The sequence below is a fragment of the Flavobacterium mesophilum genome (assembly GCF_039581405.1).
Classification (GTDB): Bacteria; Bacteroidota; Bacteroidia; order Flavobacteriales; family Flavobacteriaceae; genus Flavobacterium.
Genome location: NZ_JBCPXZ010000002.1, coordinates 468609 through 481315 on the forward strand (window position 1 = coordinate 468609; position 12707 = coordinate 481315).

At 34.1% G+C, this 12707-nt stretch carries 11 protein-coding genes; 7 read left to right on the forward strand and 4 right to left on the reverse strand.

All coding sequences use genetic code 11. The features are described 5' to 3' along the window. The first annotated feature begins 234 nt into the window (after window positions 1–234). From AAYQ19_RS06480 to AAYQ19_RS06495, 4 genes are all read left to right on the forward strand, one after another. Window positions 235–1194 carry a zinc metalloprotease gene (locus AAYQ19_RS06480; protein WP_343535124.1) on the forward strand — a complete coding sequence of 320 codons (960 nt, stop codon included), beginning with the start codon at window positions 235–237 and terminating at the stop codon, window positions 1192–1194. A 105-nt stretch (window positions 1195–1299) separates the two neighbouring features. Beyond that, window positions 1300–2391, forward strand: a complete 1092-nt coding sequence (locus tag AAYQ19_RS06485; RefSeq protein WP_343535126.1) for an AI-2E family transporter — start codon at window positions 1300–1302, stop codon at window positions 2389–2391. Window positions 2392–2393: 2 nt separating this feature from the next. After that, a complete protein-coding gene (locus AAYQ19_RS06490) occupies window positions 2394–3575 on the forward strand; it encodes a class I SAM-dependent methyltransferase (protein ID WP_343535129.1) in 1182 nt (393 codons plus the stop codon). A gap of 3 nt (window positions 3576–3578) precedes the next feature. Further along, window positions 3579–4142, forward strand: a complete 564-nt coding sequence (locus AAYQ19_RS06495; RefSeq protein WP_343535131.1) for a hypothetical protein — start codon at window positions 3579–3581, stop codon at window positions 4140–4142. Here AAYQ19_RS06495 and AAYQ19_RS06500 read toward each other — a convergent pair whose 3' ends face one another. Continuing rightward, window positions 4143–4796, reverse strand: coding sequence for a M15 family metallopeptidase (locus tag AAYQ19_RS06500; protein WP_343535133.1), 654 nt, complete (start codon window positions 4794–4796; stop codon window positions 4143–4145). 154 nt (window positions 4797–4950) lie between these two features. On the opposite strand from AAYQ19_RS06500, the gene AAYQ19_RS06505 reads away from it, so the two are divergent. Next, a complete protein-coding gene (locus tag AAYQ19_RS06505) occupies window positions 4951–5475 on the forward strand; it encodes an Ivy family c-type lysozyme inhibitor (protein ID WP_343535135.1) in 525 nt (174 codons plus the stop codon). Window positions 5476–5551: 76 nt separating this feature from the next. Here the strand turns inward: AAYQ19_RS06505 and AAYQ19_RS06510 are convergent, their stop codons facing one another. Continuing rightward, window positions 5552–6655: a fatty acid desaturase family protein gene (locus AAYQ19_RS06510; protein ID WP_343535137.1), complete on the reverse strand. Its 1104-nt coding sequence runs from the start codon at window positions 6653–6655 to the stop codon at window positions 5552–5554. Between the two features lie 322 nt (window positions 6656–6977). Here AAYQ19_RS06510 and AAYQ19_RS06515 point away from each other — a divergent pair, with 322 nt between their 5' ends. Together AAYQ19_RS06515 and AAYQ19_RS06520 are read left to right on the forward strand one after the other, a co-directional pair. Next, on the forward strand, window positions 6978–8738 hold the full coding sequence (locus AAYQ19_RS06515; protein WP_343535139.1) for a glycoside hydrolase family 9 protein: 1761 nt from the start codon (window positions 6978–6980) through the stop codon (window positions 8736–8738). Window positions 8739–8753: 15 nt separating this feature from the next. After that, window positions 8754–9530, forward strand: coding sequence for a ThuA domain-containing protein (locus AAYQ19_RS06520; protein WP_343535141.1), 777 nt, complete (start codon window positions 8754–8756; stop codon window positions 9528–9530). 57 nt (window positions 9531–9587) lie between these two features. Here AAYQ19_RS06520 and AAYQ19_RS06525 read toward each other — a convergent pair whose 3' ends face one another. Together AAYQ19_RS06525 and AAYQ19_RS06530 are read right to left on the reverse strand one after the other, a co-directional pair. Then, window positions 9588–11087, reverse strand: coding sequence for a DUF1254 domain-containing protein (locus AAYQ19_RS06525; protein WP_343535142.1), 1500 nt, complete (start codon window positions 11085–11087; stop codon window positions 9588–9590). A 35-nt stretch (window positions 11088–11122) separates the two neighbouring features. After that, complete coding sequence (locus AAYQ19_RS06530; protein ID WP_343535143.1) at window positions 11123–12601, reverse strand: DUF1254 domain-containing protein; 1479 nt, start codon at window positions 12599–12601, stop codon at window positions 11123–11125. Between the last annotated feature and the right edge of the window lie 106 nt (window positions 12602–12707).

The following is a 12707-nucleotide window of genomic DNA, read 5'->3' on the forward strand; positions in this document are numbered from 1 at the left end:
AAAAAACATCGTTAAACTGCAAATAATCAAGACGAAATGCGTTAAAAAAACAAAAAAGAAAGAAAATACTTCATAATAATTTTTGTTAAATTTTTGTAGGAACCAAGCTGTACGGGCTGTTGCAAAATTCTGACAAATAAATCATTATAAAAATTTGGCTACAAAATGATTTTGTTATAAAATTGCGTTATAAATAACCAAATTTAATTTTTTATAACAAAAACCCAAACAATTATGAAAAAGATTTTTATTACCGCAGTTGCAGCGTTAATGCTGTTTTCTTGTCAAAATGACCAAACTGAAGGAGCTAATGCAGATGCAAGTGCTGCAGCACGTCGTTCTTGTGCTTCACAAGACGTATTGGAAGCGCAATTAAAAGCTGACCCAATGCAGGCCATCAGAATGAATCAAATTGAAGCTTTTACAAACGAACAATTGCTTAAAGGTTTTTCAGGCCGTTTAGTAAATGGCAAAATTGAAATTCCTGTTGTTGTAAACGTTTTATACAAAACAACTGCACAAAACATTTCGAATGCACAAATCCAATCTCAAATCGATGTTTTAAACAAAGATTTCAATGCCCTAAACTCAGATTACAACAGCGTTCCGGCTTTATTTGCAGGAGTTAAAGCTAACATCGGAATTACATTTGTACTTGATCAAGTAATCCGAAAATCAACTACCAAAACATCTTGGGGAACAAATGACGCTATGAAAAAAACAGCTCAAGGCGGTATTGCACCAACATCTCCAACTACAAAACTTAACTTATGGTCTTGCGCTATTGGCGGCGGAATTCTTGGTTATGCGCAATTTCCTGGAGGAGCTTCTGCAACTGATGGAGTTGTAATTGATTCTCGTTATTTCGGTTTATCTGGCGCTGCAAATGCTCCATTTAACTTAGGAAGAACAGCAACTCACGAAGTTGGACACTGGATGAATTTACGTCACATTTGGGGAGATGCAACTTGCGGAAGCGATTTAGTATCAGACACTCCAACGCATAATGATGCAAACTACGGTGTACCAGCATATCCACATTATAGCACTTGTTCTGGAACTCCAGTTGAGATGACTATGAATTATATGGATTATGTTGATGACAACGCAATGTATATGTTCTCTACAGGCCAAAAGAACAGAATGATGGCGATTTTTGCTACTGGCGGACCTAGAGCAGCTTTTGCCCAATAATCCAAACAAAATATACAATTAAAGCGAGATTTTTACATCTCGCTTTTTTTATGCCTCATAAATTTTTAAAAGCTTTTTCCTATATTTATGGTCTAAAACTTAACTATGATCACTCCAAAAATCATTTCGAACGGAATTTTAAGAGCCTTGGCAACTATTCTGGCAATTGCTGCCGTTTTGTACTTTTTATATGAAATACAAACTGTAATTGTTTACCTCTGTATTTCATTAATTCTCTGTTTGATCGCAAATCCTTTAGTGCAGTTTTTGAGAAGCAAATTAAAATTCAGCAATTCATTGGCGGCAACCACAACAATTATTCTTTTTATATTATTAATGGTTGGTTTCATTCTTTTGTTTGTCCCTCTAATTATTTCCCAAGCCAATAATTTATCCTTATTAGATACAAATCATTTGCAATCACAATTCATAGAGACAGAAAAAAGTATCGAAAACTATTTCAATATCGAGCATGTTGATTTAAACCAAATGCTGAATGATCCAAAAATCACATCGGCGTTGGATTTTAATTATTTTACAAGCTTTATAAATTCAATTATGAGTTTTATGGCCGATATGGGAATGGGATTAGTTTCTGTTTTCTTTATTACTTTTTTCTTCATTAAAGATCAAGAAGCTTTTAAAATTCAAGCTCGAAGAATTCTTCCCGATACAAACGAAGACAAGATCTTGAATTCAATTACAAAAATAAATCACTTGTTGACACGCTATTTTATTGGTTTGCTTTTGCAATTAACAGTTGTCTTTTTCCTATACCTTATCGTATTGATTATCTTCGGGAATAAAAATGCTTTTGTAATTGCATTTTTATGTGCCATTTTAAACGTAATTCCATACATCGGACCAATTATTGGAACTATTCTCGCAGCTATTTTAACTATGATAAGCTTGATTGGAAAAGATTTTCAGTCAGAAATCTTGCCCACCACTATTTACGTCGTAATTGGTTTCTTGCTGGTTCAAGCCATTGATAATAACATCAGCCAACCTATAATTTCGTCAAAAAGCGTAAATTCGCATCCTCTGGAAATATTCCTGATTACTTTAATCAGTGGAATTACTTTTGGAATTGTCGGAATGATTATCGCAATTCCGGTTTATACGATGCTGAAAGTGATTTTAAAAGAGTTTTTTCCAGACAACAAAATCGTCTCCGTATTAACTGAAAGAATTTAGCTTTGAACACAATTATTTTGCACCAAAACATTCAAGATTTTATATCCAAAAATGTTGGTGCTCCGATTTCAAAACTGGCACTTCAAAAGAATCCTTTTCCTGAAGTAGACTGGATTTTGATTTTAAACCAAATTGAAGCCAAAACAAAAGCTAAAGACAAACTGCCTACTTGGTTTAAAACTGAAAACATTATTTATCCGAGCAAGGTTTCTGTTGAACAAACTTCTTCTGAAAAAACAGCGGCATACAAAGCTTCTTTAATTTCAGGAAAAACTTTAATTGACTTGACTGGCGGTTTTGGAGTTGACGATTATTATTTCTCACAAAAATTTGAATCTGTAACGCATTGTGAAATCAATGCCGATTTATCTGAAATTGTAAAACATAATTTGCAGCAATTAGGGGTCAAAAACTGTTTTTACTACGCCGATGATTCAGCTAATATTTTAAAAGAATCAGACCAAAAATGGGATTGGATTTACATTGACCCTTCTCGAAGAAATGATGCAAAAGGCAAGGTTTTTATGCTAAAAGACTGTTTGCCGAATGTGCCAGATTCTTTGGATTTTTATTTCGAAAAAAGTGATTCTATTTTAATAAAAACAGCTCCACTTTTGGATATTTCTGCAGGTTTATCTGAATTGAAATTTGTAAAAAACATTCACATCATTGCGCTTGAAAACGAAGTGAAAGAATTGCTTTTTGAAATTCACAATAACTATGCAGGAGCAATTACAATTAAAACGGCTAATATCTTAAAAGAAAAAACAGAAATTTTTGAATTTGTTTTAGGTGATGAAACGGAATTTCCTTCTTATGAATTGCCACAAAAATATGTGTATGAACCGAATTCGGCGATTATGAAATCTGGCGGATTTGACGAAGTGAGTTCTTTCTTCAAAATAGACAAACTTCATAAACATTCTCATTTGTATACTTCAGAAGATTTGATTGATTTTCCGGGCAGAACTTTCAAGATCGAAAAAGTGATTCCGTACAGCAAAAATGAGATGAAAACGGAACTTTCAAATCAGCAGGCAAACATCACTACTCGAAATTTTCCTGATACAGTAGAAAACATCCGAAAAAAATGGAAAATAAAAAATGGAGGCAATTTGTATTGTTTTTTTACAACTGATGTAAAAGATAACAAAATAGTTTTAATTTGCACCAAAATAATCTAAACAATGAAACACCTAATTACACTAACTCTTTTTTTATTAACCTTTACTGCATTTGCCCAAAAACCATGTGAATACAGTGTAAATGTAAATGACTCCATTGGGTCTTACAAAGTAACAAACGAATACTTGATCAGTGAAAAAAACTTTGGAGGAAGCTCTAGTTATGTTTTCTTTTCATTGGCGCAAACTGATGGGCTTCCGACACTTAACTTGCAACTAATTCAAAAAAGCAAAGACTTTATAAAAGCAAATTGTTTTGATAAAAATTCACGTGTTTTTTTACAACTTCAAAATGGAAAAGTAGTTACATTAATGCACATTAATCAAGAAAACTGCGGTACTTTAATTCACGATAGTGGTTTTGACAATCGTGTGAATACCGGAATTTTCATGTTTGTGAAAGACAATTACGAAGAGCTTAAAAAATCGCCAGTAACAATGATGCGAATCAAATATTTGACTGATACCGAAGATTATATCGTAAAAAGTGAAATAACATCTGAAATGAATCAAAAAGTGTACAATCCTGATACTTATTTTATTCAGAACATTCGATGCGTTGAATAATTACTCGCATTTCCAGTTTTGATCTGATACTTTATCATTCAAACCTGTTTTTAGATTATAATGCCACCATTCTGAATCAAATGAATTGAAACCGTTTTTGATCATTATTTTTTTCAAAAACTTTCTATTTGCTTTCACTTCTTTTGAAAGTTCAGTGTAATTATGGCTGGCTTCGATTCCGAAAAAATCAAAAGGAGTTCCCATATCAACTTCTTTTCCATTGGCATCAACTAGTGAAATATCAACGGCTCCTCCTCTATTGTGGATGGAGCCTTTTTTTGGGTCAGCCACATATTTTGGGTTCGAAACAATGGCCCACATTCTTTTTTGGATCGATAATGGCCTGTAACAATCATAAAGTTTGATTTTGAAGCCTTTCTTTTTAAAATCATTATTTGCTGCAATTAGCGCTTTGACCGTTTTTATTCTCAAAACACATTCGGCACAATCATAAACTTTTGCTTTTAGAAAATTATCTTCTGTCGCGTATTTCATATCATACACAAAATCTTTATTGAAATCCTTCAAATTGACAAAAGTAGTATCGGGAATTTCTTGTTTTGCAGGACTTTCATAAACTTCATTTTGGGCATTTGAAGAAATATTCCAAAAAAGAAAACCAGCAAAAAACAAGATTTTTACAAATTGCGACATAGCGTTTGAGATTTAAAAAAATGAAATTAAACAATATTTCAAAACTTTCAAATGAGAAATCGCTTTCTTTTTTAAATAAAAAATTGAGGTTTTTTCATTAAATTAGCTAAACAAGACTTTACAAATCAATTAGTTAATTCAAAAGAGATATACTATGAGCAAAAAAAATGAATATTTTTTTATAGTTGCATTGAGTTGTTTTGCAATTGTATCCTGTAAAAAAGAAAATATAAAAAGCGTCCCCACTACTGACTCCACTTCAATAAGAACCGAAGCATTAAAAACAGACAGTACAGTTTTGAATCCAGCTGATTCGCTGTATGCTTTAGTAGATAAAAGTGTAATTGGAACTCAATTCCTAACAAAAAGCGCACTTGCTCCAAGATTAAAAACCTTATTAGGAACCGATTATGATAAAATGGTAAAAAACTGGAATACAGAGACTCCTTTTGAAAAACAAGAAAACATTGTACATGCTTGGGGATGCAAACAGCATGACTGTAATTCCTATTCTTATGACATTTTTATTGATGTAAAAAACAACAAGATCAATGTCTACAAATTTGCAAAATCAAAAATGACGATTTTTAAAGAAGATAATTTCGATATCGAAATCAAAGATGCTTTTTTGAAAGATCTAAACACAAAGAAAAGCAATGCGAATGTTAAAGAAGAATGATTTAGTATTTCAGTCGCAGTTTTCAGTTTACGAACATTTTTTGTTCCGACCGAAAACTGCGACTGAATGCTAAATATTATATTTCTCCGGTCATCAGAATATTCTCTTGAATCCCTTTATCTTTCAACATTCTGAAATGAGAGCGTATCGCATGATAAAATGGATATGATGTATACGGAAGATCGTATTCTTCTGCATAACGCATAATAATTGGTGTGATATAAGGATAATACGTATGCGCAACACCAGGAAACAAATGATGTGCAACGTGATGTGTAAAGCCTCCATATAAAAAGTTCGCCAATTTGCTATTTGTACTGAAATCCTTAGTTACAATCATTTGGTGCGCAGCCCAAGTTGCAGAAAGATTTCCGTTTTCATCCGTTTGCGGGAAATGTGCATCTTCATCAACATGAGTAGATACAAGCGCTACAACTCCAAGAACACTTCCGCATAAATGCATTGCGATCCATCCCCAAAAAACAATATACCAAGGTTGATCCAAAAGAAACATCGGGATAAAAAGTATGTAAATCATATTAATGATTTTGGCTGCAAACAACCTATAAACTTCTCGCGTTGGGATTTTCTCGACAACTTTTTTTACATAATTATTTTTTGTTCCAAAGAAATCCTTAAAATCACGAATATAAATCCAATTCAAACTATAAAGCGGATAAATAAACCACATATAAATATGTTGGTATTTATGATAATTAAATAGCGGACTACTTGGAAAAATCCTAATGATATCGCTTTGTTTGATATCAATATCCCAATCTTGGACATTTGGATAAGCGTGATGAAGATTAATGTGGCGGCGTGACCAAAGCCAATGATTGCTACCAAAAAGCTCCAAAACATACATAAAATACTCATTGTATTTTTGCTTTTTAAACAGCGCTCCGTGCGCAGCATCATGAAACGCATTTATAAAAAGTACGATCATGGTAAAACCGCACAAAATATAAAAGAGAAATAATAACGGAGTACTGTTTCCGAACAGCAAAATACAGGCATAAAATAAAAAAAAGAGAAATACAAGTCCGATAGACTTGATAATGTTAAGCGTATACAATGATGAATTTTGCAAAACAGTTTCGTTTACTTCAGTACGTAACTTTTTAAAAAAATCATCATTACCCGCTTTGACGTAAACTGGGCGTTTTAATTTTTCCATAGGATTTGATTTTGCTGAATTTGTCATACCAAATTTAATAAAAAAAAGTTAAAAGACGCTAAAACAAAGCTTTACAATTCAAAAAAAGTAAGAAAAATCAATTTCTGAAAAAAGGATAAAAAAAGTCCGAATTGTTCGCAAAAAGCACAACAAAAACACATCATTTTTTTTATTCCTGCATTTAAATTCTTAGCAGAAATAAGCCGCAACTTAAAGTTCTTGATTTTTTTAAAGAATTTTAAAAAGCACGTCAAATTTTCACTTTTTCGTATTTTGCTTAAAAGTTATTTGAAAACAATCCATTTTGATAAAAAAAACAACCATGCTAAAATTAAAATGCACTTTGATAGTTTTGTTTCTTTCTTTTTCAGCTTACTGCAAAACTATTATTCATGTAAATCAAGTTGGCTTTGATCCCAAAAGCCCAAAAATTGCTATTATCGAATATTACAAAAATCTTTTAAATTCAACTTTTGATGTTGTAGATGCCGAATCCGGAAAAACAGTTTTTACTTCAAAAATTGGAAAAGCAGAAAGTGTTGACGATTGGAAACTCAGCAAATTTTATTACAAAGCCGATTTTTCATCTTTTCAAAAACCCGGTAATTATAAAATCACTTTCAAAATTGCAGATCAAATTTACACCTCAGCACGTTTTGAAATTGAAGAAAATATATTAGCAAAGAAAACTATTTCTGCTATTGTACATTATTACAATAAACAAAGAGCAAACACGCCAGAAGAACTCGAAGCAGACAAAAATATGTTGCTATTTGGAAGCACAAAAAAAGTGGATGTTCATGGAGGATGGTGCGACGCATCAGGAGATGTAAGCAAATATTTTTCGCATTTGGCCTACGCCAATTTTGTATCGCCACAACAAACGCCATTAGTAACATGGTCGCTTATCAATACATCTGAGACCATTCCAAAAAAACTACAACAATGGAAAATTAAAGATTCACTAGATAATGAAGCGATTTGGGGAGCTGATTATATGATGCGTTGTCTTTCTGACAAAGATTATTTTTATATGATTGTTTTCAGCTATTTCGATAAAAATCCTTCCGCTAGACGAATTGTGGGATTAAAAGCTAATAGTGTTACTACAGATGAATATCAGTCGGCTTTTCGCGAAGGCGCAGGAATGGCAATTGCTTCTCTTGCCAGAATTTCACAATGGAAAAAAAGTGGTGATTTTAGCTCAAAACAATATTTAGAAGGTGCAAAAAGAGCTTACAAACATCTTTTATTAAACAACACAAAATATGATGATGACGGAAAAGAAAACATCATAGATGACTATTGTGCTTTAATGGCTGCAACAGAACTTTGGATTGCAACAAATGAAAATTTCTATCGAGATGAAGCCAGAAAATGGGCACACAATCTTGAAAACCGAATGACAGATAAAGGTTGGTTTAGAAGCAACGACGGAAATCGTCCTTTTTGGCACGCAGCAGATGCTGGTTTACCTGTTGTGGCCTTGACACGTTATTTGAAAAAAGAAAAGGACAAAAAAGAAAGATTAGAAGCAACAACTGTGATCAAAAAAGCATTGGATTATAATTTGTCAGTTACAAATAATACCAACAATCCTTTTGGCTATGCAAGACAGAGTTTTCTATTTAACGGACAAGTAAAAGACGGATTTTTTATTCCGCACGAAAATGAAACTGGCTGGTGGTGGCAAGGCGAAAACGCGCGTTTAGCCTCACTTGCAACTGCCGCAATCGAGGGCGCGAAAGTTACCTCTCTTCAAAAAAATGACAGCACAAAAAAATCACTCGATATTTTCGCTTCACAGCAATTATCTTGGATTTTGGGATGCAACCCTTATTCTGTTTGCTTTTTGTATCAATTTGGAGAAACAAATGTTCCTTACATGCATTCTAATTATGGCCATGGATCTGAAAAAGGGGGAATTTCAAACGGAATTACCGCAAAAGAAGGCAATGCCGATGGATCTGGAATTGATTTTAATATGGATGTTGACGGAAATGACGAATGGCGCTGGACAGAACAATGGATTCCGCATTCAGCATGGTTTTTACAAGCTATAACGGCTATGGTCGAAAATTAAAAAACAGAAACTTAAATGAAAAATTCAATTATAATTGTCGCTTTACTTCTTGCAACCTTTTTATTTCAGACCAATTGCAATGCTCAAAAATCAAAAAAGACAAGATTTAAGGCTTTAGTTTTATATGAAAATGGCGGACATCATTTAGCGTTCACAAAAGCGGCAAAACCTTGGCTGAACAAACTCGCAATTGACAGCAGTTTTACAATTGATTATATTGAAAACACCAAAACAATTAATGAAAAGCTTTTAAAAGAATACCAAGTCTTTATACAGCTTGATTACCCGCCTTACACTTGGAGCGACGAATCGATGCAGGCTTTTCAGAAATACATGAACAGCGGGAAAGGCGGATGGGTAGGTTTGCATCATGCGACCTTGCTTGGAGAATTTGACGGATATCCAATATGGAAATGGTTTTCTGATTTTATGGGCGGAATCAAATTTGTCAATTACATTCCGGATTTTGCGAATGGCAAAGTAACTATTGAAGACAAATCACATCCGGTAACAAAAGGAATTCCATCTGATTTTTGGATAAAAAAAGAGGAATGGTACACTTATGACAAAAGCCCACGGCCGAATGTTCATGTTTTGGCTTCAGTTGACGAATCGACTTATGAGCCCGATTCACAAATAAAAATGGGCGATCATCCTGTGGTTTGGACAAATGATCATTTCAAATCAAGAAATGTTTACATTTTTATGGGACATTCTCCAGAATTATTTGAAAATGAAGCTTACACTACATTACTCAAAAATGCTATTTTTTGGGCTGTTGCCAAAAAATAAAAAACGGCCGATCAATTTGATCGGCCGTTTTTTTGAATTAATAATTAATATCTTTTATTACTTAACAAGTTCAATATCTGACAATTTCCACGTTTTGTCAAACCAAGGCTGTAACGGGCCATACAATCTAAAAATGGTAAACCAGCTTTTCCCAGGAATCGTCTGAATCCAGTTTTTAGAGTTTTGTGGTTTTGAAGGGCCTAAATAAATATCTACAGTTCCATCGGCATTTTTCTCAATATTGGTTTGACTGGACAAACTTGGAAATTGCTGATCCGTCTGAAGCATAGAACGCGTTTGTGGATCGTATAAAACAATAGACCAAAAATCTTTTACAGGAACATTTGCCGGAACATGAAATCGATATGTTTTTCCTCCATCAAACGGAGTTCCTTTTGAATCAAAATTTGTAGAAGCATATTGCGAACCTATTCCTGCCATAGCAACTGCCATTGCAGGCGTATTTACAGTCGCTGCATAGTAGAAAAAAGTTCTCGCATCAAAATTTCTTCCTCCGCCTTTTATCATCCATTCATAACTTCCTCCTATAAAAGGTGTATTCCAATGACGATCAGGATAAATAATACTTCCTTCTAAACGGGAACGAAAATCAATTGAACGCGCTGTCGCATTACCTACGGCAACAGCATCAACTAATATTTTTTTCATTCTTTCATCAGGAGCAAATGGTTTACCTTTTTTAAGTCCAATGGCGTTGAACAATCCCATCATATCTGGACCATATGAATCTATAGGCTCTTCTTGAACAATCTGATTTACTTCTTCAAAAAAAGTATAATCATTAGAATGTATCGTATGCATTTCGTGTCCTGAAACCTCTTTGAACTTTGCTGGATGTGGTTTTCCTGCTTCCGCTAATGGGTAAATCCTCATAATACTTTTAATGCTTTCTACAGCCGCTTTGGTAGAACCATCTTTCATAAATCCTCGTCCTATTACGAGATTTCCATAAGTAGGCGATTTATAAGCATAATATCCTTTCGGAATGTCGCCTTTATAATCGGGAGGCAGAATAAGATATTTTCCTCCTTTTCCTTTATCTGGCCCCGCATTTCCTAAGTCAATAACGTATCGAAACCAAAAGTCATTTACAACCCCCAAAACATTCGGCGGACTTTCAACAACGATTGGTCCATTTTTAAGATCAATCCATGATAAATAATAAATGCTTTCGGTATTTGCTGTCAAAAACAATGATTTCGAATCCATTAAATTCTGAAATAAAGCTATGGTGCCATCAACAGCGCCTTCATCTCTGCATCCTTGTCTTAACGCCACCATTGAAGCCCCAGGAATACCATTTAAGAAAACCTCAATTCCTCTGCTAAAATCAATTTGATCGTACACTTTTTTCGTTGTTTCTTCTGTTGGAATTCCGTCAAAAAAAGTAAGTTCACCTATTCTTGTATTTACAGAATTTGGAGTAATTATACTCTTCGGAATTTCTGTAGTCATTTTATATTTCTGCTGTGCTGCGCCAATAAAAATTACGCATACTGAGAAAACTATACTTAATTTTATTTTTTTGCTTTTCATAAATCCGTGGTGTTAACTAAACTGTTTTTTCAAAATCAATTTACTTCTTCAAAATCTCCCGGTTTCCATGATCCGTTAAATGCGGCAGCTTCTGGACCGTAAATTCGGATGTAAGCAAACCATCCCTTTCCCGGAATCGTTTCAATCCATTGTCCTTCTTTTCCAGCAGGAGCTTTTGGTCCAAAGTATAAATCGACTTCTTTGCCGCTAATTTTATCTTTTAATTCAAATAATGAACGAAGAGCTGCTTTGTTTTGACCTGTAACTACTTGACTTCTTGTCTCGGCATCATAAATTGTAACTGACCAAAACAATTTAGCTGGAACTGGAGTTGGAATAGTTAACTTATAGGTTTTCGCACCATCAACATATTTTCCAGAATTATCTTTAAGACCTAACCAATAAAGTGAACCCGAACCTTCTTTACGTCTAAACATTGCCGGAGAAGCACCAATTGCTTGATAAAACCACGTTTCTCGAGCATCGATATCAACATAATTTTGGGTATCAAAATCTCCATTTTCAGAACGAAGTCCAACCCATTCCCATTGACGATCTTTCCATACTACACGATCCGCTCTTCTATCCGCGAAAGATTGGACACGCATTTGCGCGTTCGCTATTTTTGCTGCTTTTTCAAGTATTGCTTTTAAACGAGCATCTGGATTAAAAGGTTTTCCTTTTACAATACCCAAAACCGCAAGCTCACCATAATAATCGCGATATCCGTCGTAAGAAGGCTCGCTATCAATAACTTGTTTTAAAATCTCCCAATATTTAAACTTTGTTTCATATTCTAAAGGAGTTGTATTTTGCGGTTTTCCCGATAATTCAAGCCAAGTTGGATCTTTCCAGTCAGCAGGTTTATTGAGTGGATAAACTTTAACTGTTTTAAGACGTTCAAGAGCCGCTTTAACATCGCCCGCAACAGGAAGCGAACGCACTCCAACAGTTAAATTATTAGACGAAGAATGCCATACATTATAGCCTACAGGAACAGTTCCTTTATACCCAAAAGGAAGAATCAAATGTTTCCCTCCTTTTCCCGCATCAGGTCCCGGAATTCCCATATCTGCTACCCAACGTTGATTAACATCCATAGCCACTACAATCAGAGGACCAGCTGGAACATCAACAACCATAGGCCCTTTAGATAAATCTAATATAACCGGAGCATAAGGCGTATCTGAATTAAGTGTATATCCTGTTTGTCCCGGTTTTGTATCTAATGTTCCAAATACAGAATTAGCTTTAACTCCTATTTCAAGATTTCCTAAACCAATCGCAGCTCCTGAAACCGTTGGATAGAAAAATTTATAGGTTTGAATGGCACGATTTAAGTCGGCGTCATCGTATGCTTTTTGTATCGTTGCTTCTGTCGGATAACCTCCAACAAACTCATAATCATCTGTTTTTGAAGAAATCGAAGATGTATTTTCAGTCGTTGCATCGCTTTCTTTTTTGCATGCCGTAAATACCAACAACACACAGAGATTCAGAAATACCTTTTTCATAGTATCAAACTTTAGGGTTAATATTTGTTTATTTTTCCCAAAGTTATCTTACTAAGCTATTTTTCTGACAAAAGACAATATCAATTATGTTTCAGATTACAATCTG